The sequence below is a fragment of the Aeoliella fuhlenseeensis genome, assembly GCF_052161615.1.
Lineage (GTDB): Bacteria > Planctomycetota > Planctomycetia > Pirellulales > Lacipirellulaceae > Aeoliella.
Genome location: NZ_CP197417.1, coordinates 2,517,236 through 2,535,720, shown reverse-complemented (window position 1 = coordinate 2,535,720; position 18,485 = coordinate 2,517,236). Strand labels below are relative to the sequence as shown.

Sequence of the window (18,485 nt, the reverse complement as noted above, 5' to 3'; positions counted from 1 at the left end):
GAATTCGACGGTAACCTACCTCTGACTCCACGTGCCGCCCCGTGCTTTCGACTCGCCGCCAGCTTGAATTGATGCGCGACCTCCAGCGCCTCGCCAACCAGCGGCAATTGGACGAGGAGCGCATCGCTCGCGAGCACGCCGAAGGCCTCGCCACGGCAAAGCAGACCTACGACCAAAAGTCCAAAGAGGCCGATACCAACTACCAATCGGCCAAGGCGGCCGAGGAAGAGGCACATCGCCAGCTGGTTGAAACGCTCACAACGAACCACGAGACGACTCGCAATTCCACTCAGGCCGAGTACCGGCGGATTCGCGAAGAAACCGAAGCGAAGTACACCACGACCGTCCGAACCACGAACGAGCACAAGAAGCAGACCATCTGGCAAGCACTCGCGGTGTTCGATGCTTCGAAGAACAATCCCCGCGAGGCGCTCGCCGAGGTACAAAAAGAACTCGCCGGACGGCAGGCAGAGATCGACCAGCTTCGGGCCGACATCGTTGAAATCCTCCGCGCCCGGCGGCTATGGAAGGACGAGTGGAGCACGACGCCGCCCCCGCCACCTGCGGGCGACGGCACCAAGCCCGAGAACACCGACGCCGCGCGTGCGCTAGTCGCCTCAAAGATCGACGCGCTGCGTGACGGTATCACCGAACTGCAAAACCGGCGCGGGCTGCAGCTGTTCGAAGGTTTCACGCCGTTCGCCATTCCGATGGCCATTTTGGTATTGCTGGTTGTGGTTCTGGGGTTTGGCGTTGGCTGGCTTAACTGGCCGGTGTGGCTCGGCGGCAGCGTAGTGCTTACGGCGCTGATCACAGGCGTCGGTGGCTTCGTACTGCGGGGGCGAATGGTCAAGGCCGCGCGCCAGGCGTACGACCAACTCGCCGGCGATCAGTCGGCCGCCCGGGGTGCCATTGAGCTCGCCGCGCAAGTGGCTCGCGACGAAAGCCGAAAGCAAGCCGAGAAGCTGCTGGCGGTCCGCGATCGCGAACTGGCCGACGCAGAGTCCAATGCCCGTACGAATCTCGCGAACATCGAGACCTGGAAGGATACGACGCTCGCCGATGCCAACGCCAAGTACCCGGCATTGCTCACGCAGCTCAAGCAACAACATCAGACGCAATCGGCCGAGATCGAACAGCAGCATCACAAGAAACTGCACGAATTGAGCACCAGCTTCGATGTGGTTTCGCAGGAACTGCGGCAGACGCGCGACGCGAGCCTCGCCGCCGTAGTCGATCGCCAAACGTCGGAGTGGCAGACGATGCGTGAGGCGTGGTTCTCAGGCTTCGAAGCCATTCGCAATGAACTCGCCGACATGAACGCGCGGTGCGACCGGCTTTTCCCCGACTGGAACCACACCGACTACGACACTTGGCCCAAGACCACCGAAGCGGCCGAAGCGATTCAATTTGGCGACGCGACGCTCGACCTAGCGAAGGTACGCCACGCTCTGTCCGCCAACGCTGAACTTCGCCCCAGCGAAACTTCGCTGCACTTGCCGACACTCGTCGCGCTGCACGAGCAGCCGTCACTGGTTGCGAGTGCCGAAGGGGAGGGGAGGGGAGTCGCGGTCGAACTGCTGCAAACGCTAATGGTCCGCTTTCTCACCGCTATGCCGCCCGGCAAGGTGCGGTTCACGATTTGCGATCCCGTGAAGCTCGGCGAGAGCTTCTCGTCGTTCATGCACCTTGCCGATCACGACGAGAACCTGATCAACGGCCGCATCTGGTCGGAGTCGCGCGACATCGACGAGCAGCTCACCCGGCTTACCGCGCACATGGAAACGGTGCTGCAGAAGTACCTTCGCAACGAGTACGCGACGATCCACGAGTACAACGCCCAGGCGGGCGAGGTCGCCGAGCCGTTCCAGGTTCTCGCGATCGCGAACTTCCCGCACGGCTTCACCGACACCGCCGCGCGGCGGCTGGTGAGCCTAGTGGCTGGCGGGCCGCGGTGTGGCATCTACGTGCTGTTGTCCCATGACCGAAAGCACCGCCTGCCAAACGACTTCGCGATGGACGACCTGCGAGCCACGTCGGTGCATCTCGATTGGGTCGACGCGGATCAGAAGTTCGTGTGGCGCTACCCGGCCTTCGAGCACATGCCCCTCGCGCTCCCCGAGCCGATGGAGAGCGAAGCGCTTGTGCGGCTCATGAAGCAAGCCGGGAAAGCCGCGAAAGAGTCGATCCGTGTCGAAGTGCCCTTTAGCGTCGTGGTTCCGCAGGAATCGCAATGGTGGACGGAAACGTGCGACCGTGAGCTCGCCATCCCCATCGGGCGCGCGGGGGCAAATCGATTGCAGTACGTGCGACTTGGCAAAGGAACTGCGCAGCACCTGCTGGTGGCCGGCAAGACGGGCTCAGGCAAATCGACGTTCCTCCATGCCCTCGTGACCAGCGGGGCGATGCACTTCAGCCCCGAAGAACTGCGGTTCTACTTGGTTGACTTCAAGAAGGGTGTCGAGTTCAAGTCGTACGCCACGCACAACTTGCCCCATGCCGAAGTAATCGCCATCGAGAGCGAGCGCGAATTCGGTTTGAGCGTCCTCGAGCGACTCGACGAAGAACTCCGCCGGCGCGGCGAGAAGTTCCGCGAAGCGGGCGTGCAAAGCCTGGGCGACTACCGCGCCGATCACCCGAACGAACCCATGCCCCGCGTGCTGCTGGTGGTCGACGAATTTCAAGAACTATTCGTCGAGGACGACAAGCTCGCCCAGGAAGCCGGCCTGCTGCTCGACCGGTTAGTGCGGCAAGGGCGTGCGTTTGGTATGCACGTGCTGCTCGGTTCGCAAACCCTGTCAGGTGCCTATTCGCTCGCGCGGAGCACGCTGGGGCAGATGGCAGTCCGCGTGGCGCTGCAATGTAGCGAGGCGGATGCGCACCTCATTCTCAGCGACGAGCGCAATCAGGCCGCGCGGTTCCTCAGCCGGCCCGGCGAAGCGATCTACAACGACCAAAACGGCATGGTGACGGCCAATCAGCCATTTCAAGTCGTGTGGCTATCGGACCGCGAGCGTGCTGGCCATCTCGCCGAGGTGAACAAGCTCCGCCGCGAACGTGGCCTCGCACCGCGCGAGCCGATTGTGTTCGAAGGCAACGCCCCCGCCGACCCGCGAGAGAATGGCGAACTCGTGGCGCTGCTGAAGGGCGAGTCCAATGAAGCCGAGACCGGCACTCGCGCACCCGTAGCGTGGCTCGGCTCTGCGGTGGCGATCAAGCCGCCCACGTCGGCCACTTTCGCTCCGCACGGTGGAAGCAATCTGTTGGTCGTAGGCCAGCAGCCCGCCGCAGCGCTCGGCGTCATGACCACGGCGGCCATTTCGCTGGCAGCCGCCAATCCCAAGGCGAAGCTTTACGTGTTCGATGGCGCGCGGCCAGGCGATGTGGGCGAAGGCGTCTGGCCGCAAGTCGCCACGGCACTTGGCGACTCGGCCGAGCTGGTCGCACAGCGCGATGTTGCCGAGGTGATCGCCCGCGTGGCAACGGAACTCACCCGCCGAGATACCGAAGGGGACGAAGCGGCCCCGCCGATCTACCTAGTGATTCACAACGCGTCGCGTTTCCGCGAACTCCGTAAGAGCGAGGATGATTTCAGTTTCTCGATGGATCGCGACAAACCACCCGCAACCGACAAGCAACTCGCCGAGATCCTGAAGAACGGGCCGCAGTGGAACATTCATGTCTTGGTGTGGTGCGATGGGTACAACGCCGTGACGCGGTTGTTCGATCGCCTCGCCATGCGCGAGTTCGAAATGCGAGTGGTGTTCCAAATGTCGGCGGCCGACAGCAGCAACTTGCTTGATACGCCGGCCGCCAGCAACCTGACGCCGCATCGCGCGCTCATCTATAACGATGAGACGGGGGAGTCCGAGAAGTTCCGCCCCTATGGCATGCCAACCGAAGAGTGGCTGCGGGATGTGTCGCAGGCGTTGCGAGCGAGTGACGGAGTCTTATAGCAGCGACGGCAAGCGAACCGTCATCGTTGTTCCTTTGCCGAGCTGGCTGGTGCAGTGGATCGTGCCGCCGTGCGTTTCGACCACCGCCTTGCAGATGCTCAGGCCAAGGCCCGTGCCCGAAATCTGATCGCGGCTGCGGGCTCGGTCAGTGCGGAAAAACCGCTCGAACACCTTGCCCAGGTCGTCTTCGGCGATACCAATGCCGGTGTCGGAGACAACTAGCTCGACGGTGCCTTTCAGCGTGCGGAGCGTCACGTCGACTTTGCCTCCGGACGCCGTGTACTTAATGGCGTTGTCGACCAAGTTGTTAACCACCTGCCGAAGATGCGATCGGTTGCCCTCAACCATCACGGGATGCTCGATGTCGACCGCCAGGGCAATCTCTCGCGCCTCGCTCACCCCGGCGAACATGTCCGCCGAGCGGCTCGTCACTTCGTCGAGCGCGACCGGCTCCCACGCCTTGTGTTCGGGATCCCCTTCGGTCTCGGAGAGCAGCAGTAGCTGATTCACCAGCATCTCCAGCGCGAGACCTTCCTCCATGATGTCGGTTAAGAGCTCGCGATAGGTCTCCGCCGAGCGGTCGTTCGCGAGCGCCACCTCGATCGAACTACGTATCGCGGCGAGCGGCGTGCGGAGCTCGTGGGCCGAGCTTGCCAGGAAGTCGCGGCGCTGCTCGATGTAGCTGGCGATTCGGTCGAGCAGGTGGTTGATCGTCAGGGCCAGGTGATCGAACTCGTCCCCCGTCCCCGCCAATCGCAGTCGCTCGTCGAGCCGGTCGGGGCGTAGCCGGCTGGCGGTTTCTGTGATTTCGCCAACCGCCCGCGTCGCCCGCCCGGCGAGCCAGTACCCGCAAATCGGGGCGACCCACAGGATGGCGAGTGCGGCGGCTAACACAATGCGATCGATCCGCCCCATGTCGTAGTACAGCATGTCCAGCGACGAGCCCACCACGACGCGAGCCACGTCGTACTCGTTCGTGCGCGGCTTCGTCTCCAATGCTCGGAAGCCCTGTATCGTGACGGGTAGCCCGCCCCCCAACCCCTGAAGGCTATCGAGAAAGTTGCGATCGCCGCTGCTCGACCAAATGAGCGCGTTGTCCACGCCGTAGAGCGCCACAAACCACTCGTGATGCTGGTGCCCGATCGCTTTTCGCTCCAGCGCATCGGTCAGTTCGGTGAAGTCCCCCAGCGACTTGTCGGACAGGGCGAGCTCAATCTCGCGCGAGTCCTCGTACAGATTCTGGTCGAGCTCCGATTGAATCGCCCACCAAACGCCTTGCCGCACGCCTAAGAGCGCGAGGAAGGAAACGAGCGATACGCCTAGCGCGTTCCAAGCGGCGATGCGAAAACGGACCGTCTTAAATGGATGGGACTTCAAGGATCGAGACGGGCCAAGGTGCGAGGGATCGAAACTGTCTACGCCTCGCTCGCTACCCGCAGCACGTACCCGCGACCGCGTACGGTGTGCAGCAGTGGCTGGGCGAACGACTTGTCGATCTTACCACGCAGTCGAGTGATGTGCACCTCGATCACGTTGGTCACGCCCACCCAGTCGGCGTCCCACAAATGCTCGCACAGCATCTTTCGCGTCATCACCTGGCCTTCGTTCCGCATCAGGAACTCCAGCAGGCTGAACTCCGTTGGTGTCAGGTCGATTTCCGTGCCGTCGCGAGTGACGCGACGCGTCGCAAGGTCGAGACTCAATGGCCCCACTTCCAGACACTGCGACTGCAAATGAATCGACCGCCTTGTGATGGCGTCGAGCCTTGCAAACAGCTCGGGAAACGCGAATGGCTTCACCAAGTAATCGTCGGCGCCTGCCTGCAAACCTGCCACCCGTTCTTCCACCGAACCGAGCGCCGTGAGAATCAGCACCGGAGTGCGAACTCCCTGGCCGCGTAGGGTGGTGAGTAGCTCGATGCCCGACAGATCGGGGAGCATCAAGTCGAGCACGACGACATCCGCGTCCTGCGCCAGCGCGGCCTCCAGGCCCGTCCGCCCATCGCGAACCCACTGGCAAGGGCGGCCTGCCTCGCTCAGGCCCTGCTCCAGCGCCTTACCCAGAACGTGGTCGTCCTCGACGATCAATACACGCATCGGAATGGCACCTTTAAGCGAAGCGGACTCGCCCCGATCGTGAAACTCGATCAGCCGCGGTTCGGATTGGATTAGCATCATCTTTCAAAGCTCCCTTAGTATAATCGCCACACGGCCGCCGGGTGTACGGGTGGGCTGGCACGGTGAGCAACCAAGCCTAACGGCGGACGGCGAGCGACTTCGCCTATCTCCATTTTCCCCGACCCGTCGAACGTGCCTATGCGGGAAAAGTCGGACTTTCCGATTTGTAATCACAGGTAGCTCGCCAAGGGCATCAGATTGCGACCAACGGGTGCGTCAACTACGCTAACGGAAATTCCGGAGGACTGAACGCTAAACTCGAAGGGCGGAAAATGAGCGGTTCGTACTCGTGGCGGCTGGGGCAGTTGTGCCTGTTTTTGGTTCTTATGGCCTTCGCGGTGTTGCCGGCCCAAGGCCAAACCCCGAGCGCCGACGATACCTGGTCCGCCGACCCGGCACTCGTCGAGCGCCTGGCCCGCGAGCGGAAGAATCGAATGCACGACGAACGGCTCGTGCCGGAATACAAGCTCCCACCGCTGTTCAACGCCCCCCCCGCGAACCTCGACGAGTGGGAGGCTCGACGTGTCGAAATCCTCCAAATTCTCCAGCAGCACTGGTTCGGCCGCATGCCCGCGCCGCCGGAACGCATTGAAGTGAAGACCGTCAGCTCCGAACCACTCAAGTCGATTGCCGGTGGAGTTCGCAAACGCATTGAACTGACTTGCCATCTACAGAACGGCAAGGTGTTCAAATTCGGGTACTGGCTTTACGCCGTCGAGGGCGAGCGCCGGCCGGTGTTCGTGATGATCAACAATCGCGAGCCCGAACTCGCGAACCCCAAGGACGAGCAGTTCGGCGAGTTCGTCGCGGTTCCAGTGATTCTCGAAGCGGGCTTCGCGCTTGCCGTTTTCCAGCACAACGACCTCGCGCCGGACGATCCCAAGACCTTCCGCAATGGCTTGTTGAAACACGTGGTTCCCGCGGGCAAGCGGGCCCCCGATGCCCCGGGTGCCATCGCCGCCTGGGCGTGGGGCGCGAGCACCCTCCTCACGTCGCTTGCTGACCAGCCGCTGGTAGACGACACGCGGGCGGTGGTCATCGGGCACTCGCGCGGTGGCAAGACGGCACTTTTTGTGGGGGCCGTCGATCCGCGATTCAAGCTCGCCATCTCCAACGAGTCGGGCTGCGGCGGTGCGGCACTCGCCCGCCGTCGGTTTGGCGAGACCGTCGAGCAAATCACCACGAGGTTCGGCTACTGGTTCTGTCCACGCGCCGCCGACTACGCCAATCGCGAAGCGGAGATGCCGTTCGACCAGCATTTTCTCACCGCCGCGATCTGTCCTCGACACGTCGCGATTGGCAGCGCGTCGGACGATCTCGGGGCGGATCCTCGCGGCGAGTGGCTCGGTCTGGCGAACGCGGCCCCGGCCTTCCAAGCGGTTGGCATCGATTGCCTCACGCCTGATGACAAGATGCCACCACTGGATCAGCCGGCCTATCGCGGCGCGACTAGTTATCACGTTCGGCGGGGCGACCACAACCTGCTCGTCGCCGACTGGCAGCACTACATCCTGGCTGCGAAACGTGCTTGGCAGTCGTCCGTTGGTGTGGACCGCTGATCCCGAATCGAGACGAACCCCTGCCAGCGCGGCGTCCAAGCTGATCGCCCAACGACCATGCATCGAGCGCAAAATGTTCAATTGTGCTCGTCGCACGGACGATTTGGGGTCTTAGGTGCTAACTCCCCCGCCAACAGAAGGCTGCTGCCACCGCCGGCATGTCGTTTGCAGCGGGTTGCGTAGGTTTTGGCGGTAAAGCTGGATGGACGAACCTCGCCCGCGGCCTAGCGAAGGACGCGGCGCGAGGGTTTCCTTATGGCGGATCGCGCCCACCCACCGAAGCTCGGCATTAAGGTCGAGCTTCACGCCCGCTCCATCCCGTCCCCCCCCGGTTCCACGTCCGCGTCGCTCACCGCCCCCCCGCTCCTATCGCCGTGCCGCTGCCTCGGTGCATGGCTTACCGCTCAGAGATTACACCTGGAATATTGCATGTCGAGTCTAGCCATCGGGCGAGCTTCTCCTACTAGCCATCTAGCGACGCGGGAGACCTCAGGAAGAACAGAGAGTAAATCGAAGATGAATGCTCGAGTGGCGCTCGCCGACGACGAGCCCGATGCCCGGCGGGTGCTCGCGCGGCTGCTGGAACGTCTGGGATGCGTCGTGACTCTGATGGCCGAAGACGGGACACAGCTTGTAGCGGCCTCGCTGGTCAACAACGTCGACTTAGTGATTCTCGACCTCGACATGCCCGAACAGGATGGATTGGAGACCGCCGAGGAACTCGCGCGGCACGGTTTGCCGGTCATTTTGGTTTCCGGTCACCCCGACTTGCACCATTTGGTCCTCGATCAGGAACCCCTAGTCACGGCCTTGGCCAAGCCGATATTCTCCAACGAACTCGAGCGTGCGATTCGCTTGGCACTCCACCTTGAGGAGAAAGAGTAACCCATGGTGCGGCTGGGCAGCACAAACCCGAAGCATCGGGTGCTGTACCTGATTGTGGCAATCGCCGGTACGTTTAGCGTCGTGGGTGGCGCGGTGACGTTACTTGGTTGGTTCGCCAATGCGCCGCGATGGACCGATTGGTGGGGCGACGGAATCTCGATGTTCCCCAATGCCGCGCTCTGCGGCATTCTATGCGGTATCGCCGTCCTGCTGCTCGTGCATCATCGATGGCACTGGCAGATGGTAACCATCCGTACGCTGGCGGCAATCGTCGCCCTCATCGGTGGGCTAACCTTCCTGGAACACCTATCGGGCATCAATTTCGGCATCGATTCCCTGCTAATCGAGCGCGATTGGGGCCAAAAAGCTACCTACGTTCCGATGCGGATGGGTATGCCCGCATCCATGTCGTTCGTTCTGCTAGGTGTCGCGGTACTGATGGCGACCGGTTCGCCGTCGATGAGACGCAATGCCTGCGCACTGGCCATCGTCCCGGTGATTATCGCCAGCTTGTCGCTCATCGGATATCTTTTTGACGCCGACCAACTCTACGGCGTGGCAAAGTTCACCGCCATTGCCCGACAGACAAGCACGATCATTGCGGCGCTCGGTATCGCCGTTGTTGCATCGATCCCCGAGTTCGGCTTTGCCGCCGCTATGACGCGCGCCGACACCAGCGGATCGGTGCTGCGTCGCCTGATTCTGCCCGTACTGCTGATTCCCTTGCTACTTAGCTGGATACACGTTCTGGCCAAAGACGACGAACTGATCGACGACGAGTTCGGCAATGCGCTGCGCACCTTGGTCGAAGCGGGACTACTGATCGCGCTTTTGTGGTGGACCGCTCGACGCCTCGCTCAGCACGCCTCGGCTGCCCACGACGCGAGGCTTCGCCTTGCCGCCATCGTCGAATCGTCTGCCGACGCCGTGGTGAGTAAGTCGCTCGACGGAATCGTTCAGAGTTGGAATGAGGGCGCCACGCGCATCTTTGGCTACCGTCCTGAAGAGATAATTGGGAAGAACATCTCGATACTGATACCAGCAGACCGTCTCAACGAGGAAACCGAGATCCTCAGCAAAATTAGGCAGGGAGATCGCGTTCAGCACTACGAGACTATTCGGGTTCGCAAAGATGGCCGGCACATCCATGTGTCGCTAACGGTATCGCCGCTTCGCGGAGCGACGGGCGAGGTCATCGGAGCCTCGAAAATCGCACGCGACATCACCGAGAGCAAACACGCCCAGGAGGCCCTTCGTCGCAGCGAAGCAGAGCTTCACACCCTAGCCAACTCCATTCCGCAGCTTGCTTGGATGGCCGACCCCGACGGAAGTGTCATCTGGTACAACCAGACTTGGTACGACTACACCGGCACCGACTTCCAGCAAATGGAAGGATGGGGCTGGAAAGAAGTGCACGATCCAGCGGTTCTGCCTGCTGTGATCGAGCGCTGGAACGACTCGGTGAAAACGGGTGCGAACTTCGAGATGGAGTTTCCCATTCGCAGTCGTGCAGGTGCGTTTCGCTGGTTCCTTACCCGCGCGAGGCCGCTGCACGACGAATCGGGGAAAGTCATCCGGTGGTTCGGCACCAGCACCGACATCGACGAGGCAAAGGCAACTGAAAAGGCTCTGCTTGAAAAAACCAACGCCCTCGAACTGCTCAACGAAACCAATAAGACCGTCGGTTCGAAGCTCGACCTCCCCGATTTGCTGCAAGCGGTGACCGATGTCGCCACCGAACTGACCGACGCCAAGATCGGCGCGTTCTTCTATAAAACGAAGGACGAACAAGGCGAGCCCCTGATGCTCTGCACCTTCGCAGGTCCCGCGCGCGAGCAGTTCGAACAGCATGGAATGCCGAGCGACATGCCGCTGTTCGGGCCGACGTTCGCTGGCGACGGTATCATCCGTTCGGACGATATCTGCATCGATCCCCGCTACCGCCAGCTCGAACTCCAACACAGTAAGTCGCCCGACGAGTTCCAGGTGCATAGCTACCTCGCCGCCCCCGTCCGGTCGCGAATGGGCGAAGTGATCGGCGGACTCTTGTTCGGCCATTCCGAACCGGGCGTCTTCACCGAGGCCACCGAGCGACTCGTCGCCGGTCTCGCCTCGCAAGCCGGCGTCGCCATCGATAACTCGCGCCTCTACGAAAATCTCAAGACGGCGGCCGAGGAACGGGAACACCTGCTCCAAGCCGAACGCTCGGCACGCAGCGAGGCCGAAAGGCTCAATCTGCTGAAGGACGAGTTCCTCGCCACGCTGTCGCACGAACTTCGCACGCCACTCAACGCCATCCTTGGCTGGTCGCAACTCTTGGGACGCGGCGACGCGAGCGAAGAGGACCTGCACGAAGGCCTCGAGACCATCGAGCGCAACGCCCGCGCGCAAACGCAGTTGATCGAAGACCTCCTGGACATGAGCCGCATCGTCTCCGGACGCATCCGGCTCGATGTGCAGCCCACCGATCTGGGGAGTGTGCTCGAACTGGCCATCGATTCGGTTCGGCCCAGCGCCGATGCCAAGCAGATCACGCTCCGCAAAGTGCTCGACCCCCGCGTGGGGCAAGTCGCGGGCGATCCGACGCGACTGCAACAAGTGTTCTGGAACCTGCTGTCGAACGCCATCAAGTTCACCCCGCGCGATGGCACAATCGATGTGGTATTGGAGCGTGTGAACTCCCACGCCGAGATCACGTTCCGCGACACCGGTATCGGAATTCCGCCTGAGTTTCTCGCCAACGTGTTCGATCGCTTCCGCCAAGCCGACTCTTCCACCACCCGCCGCTACGGTGGATTGGGGCTTGGTTTGTCGATCGTCAAGAACCTTGTAGAACTGCATGGTGGGCACATCGAGGTGTTCAGTGAAGGCCAGGACAAAGGATCGACGTTTACCATCTCGCTGCCCTTGATGCCCGTCCGCGAACGAGCCGACCGTCGACACCCCACTTCGATGAGCGACGCGCCAACCGAGTGGGGCGAAGTAGTTCTTTCGGGGACCAAGATTCTGGTACTCGACGACGAAGCCGACGCCAGGCAACTGCTCACGCGGGTCCTTACCCACTACGAGGCAACCGTTGAATCGGCCGCCAATGCCGAGGCAGCGATCGAGCTCGTGAAGCGGTGGGGTCCCGATGTGATCGTCAGCGACATCGGCATGCCAGGCACCGATGGCTACGAGTTCATCCGCCGTGTGCGAGCGCTATCGCCCAACCAGGGAGCCCGAACCCCCGCCATCGCGCTCACCGCCTTCGCCAGGTCCGAAGACCGCACGCAAGCAATGCTCGCCGGTTACCAGCTGCATGTCGCCAAGCCGATTCAGCCCCAAGAACTAGCCGCCAGCATCGCCAGCCTCCTCCACCGCGTTGACCCCGTTTCGAGCTAAGTACGGCAAGTTCGTTCTCTCGTGTAGCACGGACCGTTTGTCTTAAGCCGCGGAGCGGCGACAGCGCATAGCCAGGGGCGCGAGCCCCTGGACTACTCGTCCCCGTAGGACGAAAGCCGCAGAGCGGCGACAGCGGGCTACAGCCATCGGGGAAGGATTGGAACCAACGACTCGCTGCCGCCGCTCCGCGGCTAGGATGATCTTACCGGACTCCACAACCTGGGGCTCGCGCCCCAGGCTATGCGCTTTCGCCACTCCGTGGCTGGAAGGATCACACCACTTTTCTCCGCATTCTTCCCGGATTTCTGAACCCTTTTGGAAATTTCGAGAAAATGTACAAACGTTCCAAAAAGGGACTAGAAAGTACTCGCGCCCATGTTCTAATTCTGAAGTAAGCCGGATCAAGCGGAGCGCCGACCCGGCAATGGACGCTGAAATGAAAGGAGAAACAGAGCCACTTACAGACCTCCCCCAAACATGTCATTTCGACAGGAGCCCTGCGACCGAGAAATCTCGCCTCTAGTAGAACAAGGCCTTCCAATTCGAAGAGCATGTACCAGCGACCTGCTGCAAGTCACCGCGTGGCCTCGCTCGGCAGCGCCGATTCCTCCGTCGTGCCGTTTGGCTAGGAAAAAGGCCGTTCGGAGTGACACGGACACAAGAGCAATGTGCTCCCCATTCGTCCGGTAGCCACGAAGTGGCGCGCTTTGAAAGCCCAGGGCGAAGCCCTGGGAAACCATCGCCCGTCAAACCGTTAGTCCCGAAGGGACGCGCTACCCATGTGCGCTGGCGTAATTTAGCGCGCTCTTTCAGAGCTAATCATCAACATCTAATCATCCCCCCAGGACTTCGTCCTGGGCTTTCAAAGCGCGCTCCTTCGGAGCTAGGTCTCGGTGCAACTTACGAATCGGAAACGTTACGAATCGGGAGCACGCCAAGCGCCGGATCGGCTCGGAGCTTGATCCGGCCTACTCCCTTCCCGCTAGTAAAGTCGCACCTGCGGCTCACCCCTGCGACTTTATTCTTTTCGCCCGAACCACCACACCATGACTTCAGCCGAAAAAACACGATACTTTTTCCCGCTCACCAGTTTTCACAAAGAGAGTAAAGTCGCACCCAATGAAAAAGTCACGAAAGTGCGACTTTATTCGTGCGATCAAGGGGAGCGAAATCGAGGGTTAGAATCACCACGGCCCTAACGGGCCCCGCTCGCCGGAGACTCGTGAAAGCCTGCACGTTTTAACCCTTACAATCGCTATCTGACGTGGTCCACGCGTGTCCTATAATTGACGATCGAACTCCTTCGCCTCGGGCGGAGCTGCGCGCGTTTTTGCATGCTTATGAGTGTTATGGATTCATCGCCGCTTCCCATCGAAACCTTGCTCACCAGCGAGATGACTCGCGCGGAGGCGCTTGCCATTGGCGAACTGATTGCGAGGGTTTGGCCGAAGCCTGGGGTGACCGCCGATGACCGAGCGGGCGTCGTGCGAACCAACCGTGGCGACTCGAATCCCCCGGCGGGTCTCGAAAGCCGTTCGCTAGTGATTCGCGATGGAACCCAAGTCGTGGGACACGCGATTGTTTTTCCTCGGACCATCAGCACTTCGCTGGGCGAGATGACGATCGCTGCGCTCGGCTCCGTCTGCACCGATCCTGCGTATCGAGGCCAGCGGATGGGCGAGCGGCTGGTGCACGAAGCTTGGCGGGCAGTCGACGACGGGCGTTTGCCATTCTCGCTGTTCCAAACCAGCGAGGTCGTCAGTCAGTTCTATTCGCGACTCGGAGCTGTGGCGGTCGACAACACCTTTATCAACTCGCTCGGCGACGATCCGACGAAGTGTCCCTTCAAAGACCAGCGGATCATGCGCTATCCAGCAACTCGCGAGGGCTGGCCGGCGGGGACCATCGATCTCCGCGGACCAGGCTATTAATTCACCCGCTGCGACCCGGCGCGACATTGTGTACAATGCAGCCTTTGGCCCCCGGGCCAGTGATTTCTCCTGCGCTACGTTACGCGAGGTTCCTGATGCTCGAGCGTGCGACGATCGCTTTGTGTTTGCTGTTCTCCTTGGAAGCCTCCGCCGTGGCGTTCGACCAGTCGGCTGCCCACAAGATCGACGAGCGATTCCGCGACAAGTGGTCGGCGGCCTCGGTCGATCCGCAGTGGAGTTCGCCGAACCAGTTCTGGTACCGCCGACCGCTCGCGGGGCAGGGGGAGGAGCTGGTGCTGGTGGATTGCGCCAGCGGAACTCAGGAAGTCGTCGCCAGCGATGCACATCCCAAAGACACCCAACCCGCTTGGCGACCCGAAGCCCGTCAGCGCCACGCCCGCGCAAGACGAATGTCGCCCGATGGCAAGTGGCGAGTCGAAGCTCGCGAGCACAACCTATGGCTCAAGAATCGCGAAACGGGCGAGGAGCAACAGCTCACCACCGATGGCGTAGAGGGCAACGACTACGAGGGTCGCGTGTACTGGTCGCCCGACTCAACCTCGTTCGTCGCCATGCAAACCAAAGCGGGCGGCGATCGTCGTGTGCACCTCATCGAGTCCTCGCCTGGTGACCAGCTACAGCCGAAGCTCGATTCGTACCACTACCTAAAGCCAGGCGACGACATCCCGCTCCGCCGACCAAAGTTATTTCGCGTTGACGAAGTAAAGGAGATTGCGGTCTCGAACAAGCTGTTCGACAACCCGTGGGAAATCGGCGAAGTGCGTTGGGATCCCGAAAGCGAGCACTTCACCTGCTACTACAACGAGCGCGGCCACCAAGTCGCCCGAGTGCTGAAGGTCGATGCGGCAACGGGCGACGTGCAAGTTGTGGTCGAAGACAAACAGCCAACCTTCATCGACTACGCCCACAAGCACTTCGCCTACTACCTCGACGACACCGACGAACTGGTGTGGATGAGCGAGCGCGATGGTTGGAACCACCTGTACCTCGTCGACCTCGAGTCGGGCGACGTGAAGAACCCGATCACCCAGGGCGAGTGGGTCGTGCGGGGAGTGGATTTTGTCGATCCCGAGAAACGCGAGATTTGGTTTCGCGCAAGCGGCATTCACCCCGAGCAGGATCCTTACTACATCCATCACTGCCGCATTGGCTTTGATGGCCAGGGTCTGGTGGTCATGACCGCCGGGGACGGAAATCATCGCATTACCTACTCCCCCGATCGCGAGTATCTGGTCGACACCTACTCGCGCGTCGACCTGCCACCTGTGGTCGAGCTTCGCAAAACCAGCGACGGCAGCTTGGTGAAGGAGCTCGAGCAGTCGGACCTCGGTTCGCTCGAAGCCCTCGGCTGGCGTGCTCCCGAGCGTTTCGTCGCCAAGGCGCGCGATGGCGAGACTGACATCTACGGTGTGATCTTCCGGCCCACGGAGTTCGACGAGAGCCGCAAGTATCCCATCGTCGAGGACCTCTACGCCGGACCCCATGGCTCTTTCGTTCCGAAGGACTTCTACACGATCCACAATCAGCAGCGACTCGCGGAGCTTGGGTTTATCGTCGTGCAGATTGATGGACTGGGGACATCCAATCGCTCGAAGAAGTTTCAAGATGTCGCGGCGAAGAACCTCGTCGACGCGGGCCTTCCGGATCGCAAACTGTGGATGAAAGCCGCCGCCGAGCAGTATCCGCAGATGGATCTGTCGCGCGTGGGAGTCATGGGGCACTCGGCTGGAGCACAGAGCGCGATGGCCGCGCTGTTGTGGCATGGCGATTTTTACAAAGTGGCTGTTTCCAGCTGTGGCTGCCACGACAATCGCATGGACAAGATCTGGTGGAACGAACTGTGGATGGGCTGGCCCATTGGCCCCCACTACGCCGAGCAGTCGAACGTCACCAACGCCCATCGACTGGAAGGCAAGCTATTCCTGATCGTCGGCGAACTCGACAAGAACGTCGACCCCGCGTCGACCATGCAGGTGGTCAATGCCCTGATTAACGCGGAAAAGGATTTTGAGTTTCTGGTCGTTCCCGGTCGCGGCCACGATACGTTCACGCCGTACGTCGATCGGCGGAAGCGCGACTTTTTGATGGAGCACCTCCATGCCACGAGCCACCGAGCGGTGGAATCGACCACGGCGGAGAACCACTGAAGTAGCGGGAGTCGCAAGACTTCCGGCTGCCAATTCTGAACGTCCCGAACTCTTGCGAGTCCGGCTACCAAAAAACTGTTACTTTAACATGCTTTCAATCGCTTCGACCGCGGCGTCGGTGCCGTCGAACTCGTCGCGACGACCTGCGAGGTTTTCGCGATAGACTTCGGCGTCGACGAGGAACTCTTCGAGCTGCTCGCGTTTGACGTGCTCGATCGCCGACCAATCGCCACCGCCGAGTTGCTTGAGAAAGCAGGCGTTGATGCACTGCTCGAAGTGCTTGTCCTCGGGCAACGCAAAGAAAGGCTTACCAAGATACAGCGACTCGCCTAGGAGCTGGTTTCCCGCCGCCGCGATTACCGAATGGCAATGGACGAGGTCCTCGGTAAATGCGTTCTCATCAACCTCGCAAAACACGGCAGACCCCTGCGGGGGGCGGGCGCCGAGGCCGTAGATGCGAATAGGCATGCCGAGATTCGCGAGGATCTCGACCACAGGCTCGGGCGTTTGCCGGCGCAAGTAGCTAAGAAGGAAATCGCCCGCGGAAGGAGTTCGCGTCCGAATCGAAGGACGCAGCAGCGGTCCGACCTGGACCACTTGCTCGTATCCCGCTTTGAGTGGTGGGCGATAGAACGCGCTCACCACGGTTTTCTGTTCGCGAATGTCGAACATCCAGACCGCGAGTCGCATGCTGCGAGCCCACCACTGGAGCTGCGACGGAAGGGACGACAAATCGTACGCCACCAAGAAATGCTGATGATCGAAACTCACCACCGGAATACTCGCGAGATGCGCCGCACGAGGTACGAGCGGCTCGAAGTCGCTGATGACAAGATCTGGCTTGTCGCGGGCGATGTCGTTGGCGATCGGCTTAACGAGTTTCTTCTGCTTCCACCACACACCAAGTCCTTCGCGAATCGTCTTCAAAAGATCGAGCCGCTTCTCCGAGTAGTGGAACTTGAGCCCGGGGATCTCGCGGACTTCGACGTCCGCGACGTCGTGGTACTGCTTGCGAAGGAATTCCAGCGCGTCGTGCGACGTGTAGAGCACGATGCGGTGACGCTGCCGGAGTTCTTCGACGATGGTCCGCGCGCGGGCGGCGTGTCCGCGACCTTCTCCCATGATGCTGTAGAAGATGGTGGCCACGGCGAGGCGAAGTCGGCGGAGTTCGAAGGGCGGGAACGCTCGGGCGACCCAGGGACGCCATGCCCGCAATCTTACCACCGATTCGGAACTTCGTGGAGCCTCGCGAAACCAGCGAGAAACGGCGTGCTAGCGAGGGACAGCACCTACGCCGGTCGCCACGCGATTCGACAACCCCGCCTCGGTGACGGAGAACTCTCCCCATACGGGCAAGTGGTCGGACACCTGCTGCGCTTGGTCGAGCGTGAGGCCATGGATCGACTGGATGTCGTACACACCACCTCGCCCTGTGAACTCGGCGGTGCTGGGGCGGTGGAACAGGATGTTGTCGTGCAGATACGATTTGACGACGTTCGTCGGTTCGTTCTGGATCACCGGATAGATGTCCGGAATCTGCCCGAGGCCTGCCAGGTCCGCCGGCGTAAGCGGCCGACTCGATCGCCCGTACGAGCCGGGCGGGGCGCTCGGCACCTTGGTGTTGAAGTCGCCGAGCAGGATGATGTCGTCCTCGGTCGACATGGCCGACCCCAAGGGTTGGCGGCGAACGACGGAGTAGACTTGAGCGAGGGCGTCCATCTCCTCTTTCGCCAACTCAGGATCCGTGTGGGTGTTTACCAGCATGAAGGTAAATCGATCCGCCGGATTTGCAACGCCGCGCGTGGCGAAGAACGCCACCATCGGCTCGCGGTGGAGCATGTTGTCTGGATCGCGAACCGTGTAGACGTAATTCGGATGCACTTCGACCCGTGCGGTGTCGAAAATATAGGCGTACTGTTCGGTGCTCGTCGTGTTTCCGATTCTTGGCCCCACGCGGGAATCGTACTGGCGCCCCGAAAGTTGATTGAGGCGTTGCACGAACTTCGGAATGAACAGATCGTCCTGCGTGCGAATCTCTTGAATCGCGACGATGTCGAAGTTGCTGATAATCTGACAGATGGTGTCGATGACGTAAGGCTTCCCGGCCTTCGCATCGCCAAACACTTGAATGTTGAACGAGGCGATCTTGATGGTCGCCCCGGGCGGGGGATTCCAGGCGGGCGTCGCAGTCGGAAGTCCCTGAGTCGGGTACGGCTGAGGGGTGCCGCCGAAGTCGGGGGCTTTGCCGGAGACGAGGATCTGCTGGATATCCTCGAGGTGCAAACCCTTGAGGAACATCCAGCCGCCACCGCCGAAAATGGCGACCATGAGCGCCGAGGAAATAAGCCGCTGCATCGCAGTTGCCCCTCCATGGGCCCCGATGAACATCCTTGCCGATTGCGAATTGGTGAAGCTTAGGACATCG

The 18,485-nt window shown here is 61.3% G+C and carries 11 protein-coding genes; 6 read left to right on the top strand and 5 right to left on the bottom strand.

The window, feature by feature from the left end:
- The first annotated feature begins 41 nt into the window (after window positions 1–41).
- Window positions 42–3,956 (top strand): FtsK/SpoIIIE domain-containing protein, encoded by a 3,915-nt coding sequence (locus SH292x_RS09850; protein ID WP_442485436.1) that lies wholly within the window; start codon window positions 42–44, stop codon window positions 3,954–3,956.
- Here the strand turns inward: SH292x_RS09850 and SH292x_RS09845 are convergent.
- Together SH292x_RS09845 and SH292x_RS09840 are read right to left on the bottom strand one after the other, a co-directional pair.
- Window positions 3,951–5,333 (bottom strand): sensor histidine kinase, encoded by a 1,383-nt coding sequence (locus tag SH292x_RS09845; RefSeq protein WP_442485435.1) that lies wholly within the window; start codon window positions 5,331–5,333, stop codon window positions 3,951–3,953. The genes SH292x_RS09850 and SH292x_RS09845 overlap by 6 nt on opposite strands.
- A gap of 38 nt (window positions 5,334–5,371) precedes the next feature.
- Window positions 5,372–6,133, bottom strand: a complete 762-nt coding sequence (locus SH292x_RS09840; protein ID WP_442485434.1) for a response regulator transcription factor — start codon at window positions 6,131–6,133, stop codon at window positions 5,372–5,374.
- 272 nt (window positions 6,134–6,405) lie between these two features.
- Between SH292x_RS09840 and SH292x_RS09835 the strand changes: the two genes are divergently transcribed.
- On the top strand, window positions 6,406–7,692 hold the full coding sequence (locus SH292x_RS09835; protein ID WP_442485433.1) for a glucuronyl esterase domain-containing protein: 1,287 nt from the start codon (window positions 6,406–6,408) through the stop codon (window positions 7,690–7,692).
- A 111-nt stretch (window positions 7,693–7,803) separates the two neighbouring features.
- Here SH292x_RS09835 and SH292x_RS09830 read toward each other — a convergent pair whose 3' ends face one another.
- On the bottom strand, window positions 7,804–7,998 hold the full coding sequence (locus SH292x_RS09830; protein WP_442485432.1) for a hypothetical protein: 195 nt from the start codon (window positions 7,996–7,998) through the stop codon (window positions 7,804–7,806).
- Between the two features lie 210 nt (window positions 7,999–8,208).
- Between SH292x_RS09830 and SH292x_RS09825 the strand changes: the two genes are divergently transcribed.
- From SH292x_RS09825 to SH292x_RS09810, 4 genes are all read left to right on the top strand, one after another.
- A complete protein-coding gene (locus SH292x_RS09825) occupies window positions 8,209–8,577 on the top strand; it encodes a response regulator (RefSeq protein WP_442485431.1) in 369 nt (122 codons plus the stop codon).
- A 3-nt stretch (window positions 8,578–8,580) separates the two neighbouring features.
- Window positions 8,581–11,961, top strand: a complete 3,381-nt coding sequence (locus tag SH292x_RS09820; RefSeq protein ID WP_442485430.1) for a PAS domain S-box protein — start codon at window positions 8,581–8,583, stop codon at window positions 11,959–11,961.
- A 1,349-nt stretch (window positions 11,962–13,310) separates the two neighbouring features.
- Window positions 13,311–13,892, top strand: coding sequence for a GNAT family N-acetyltransferase (locus SH292x_RS09815; RefSeq protein ID WP_442485429.1), 582 nt, complete (start codon window positions 13,311–13,313; stop codon window positions 13,890–13,892).
- Between the two features lie 95 nt (window positions 13,893–13,987).
- Window positions 13,988–16,060 (top strand): DPP IV N-terminal domain-containing protein, encoded by a 2,073-nt coding sequence (locus tag SH292x_RS09810; protein ID WP_442485428.1) that lies wholly within the window; start codon window positions 13,988–13,990, stop codon window positions 16,058–16,060.
- A 78-nt stretch (window positions 16,061–16,138) separates the two neighbouring features.
- On the opposite strand, the gene SH292x_RS09805 is transcribed toward SH292x_RS09810, so the two are convergent.
- Window positions 16,139–17,206 carry a glycosyltransferase family protein gene (locus SH292x_RS09805; RefSeq protein WP_442485427.1) on the bottom strand — a complete coding sequence of 356 codons (1,068 nt, stop codon included), beginning with the start codon at window positions 17,204–17,206 and terminating at the stop codon, window positions 16,139–16,141.
- 126 nt (window positions 17,207–17,332) lie between these two features.
- Window positions 17,333–18,415 (bottom strand): endonuclease/exonuclease/phosphatase family protein, encoded by a 1,083-nt coding sequence (locus tag SH292x_RS09800; protein WP_442485426.1) that lies wholly within the window; start codon window positions 18,413–18,415, stop codon window positions 17,333–17,335.
- Between the last annotated feature and the right edge of the window lie 70 nt (window positions 18,416–18,485).

Bases quoted from the DNA above. Each gene is read 5' to 3' on its own strand.
- SH292x_RS09810 (WP_442485428.1), top strand. From the start codon at position 13,988: ATGCTCGAGCGTGCGACGATCGCTTTGTGTTTGCTGTTCTCCTTGGAA.
- SH292x_RS09835 (WP_442485433.1), top strand. From the start codon at position 6,406: ATGAGCGGTTCGTACTCGTGGCGGCTGGGGCAGTTGTGCCTGTTTTTG.
- SH292x_RS09825 (WP_442485431.1), top strand. From the start codon at position 8,209: ATGAATGCTCGAGTGGCGCTCGCCGACGACGAGCCCGATGCCCGGCGG.
- SH292x_RS09820 (WP_442485430.1), top strand. From the start codon at position 8,581: ATGGTGCGGCTGGGCAGCACAAACCCGAAGCATCGGGTGCTGTACCTG.
- SH292x_RS09815 (WP_442485429.1), top strand. From the start codon at position 13,311: ATGGATTCATCGCCGCTTCCCATCGAAACCTTGCTCACCAGCGAGATG.
- SH292x_RS09840 (WP_442485434.1), bottom strand. From the start codon at position 6,133: ATGATGCTAATCCAATCCGAACCGCGGCTGATCGAGTTTCACGATCGG.
- SH292x_RS09800 (WP_442485426.1), bottom strand. From the start codon at position 18,415: ATGCAGCGGCTTATTTCCTCGGCGCTCATGGTCGCCATTTTCGGCGGT.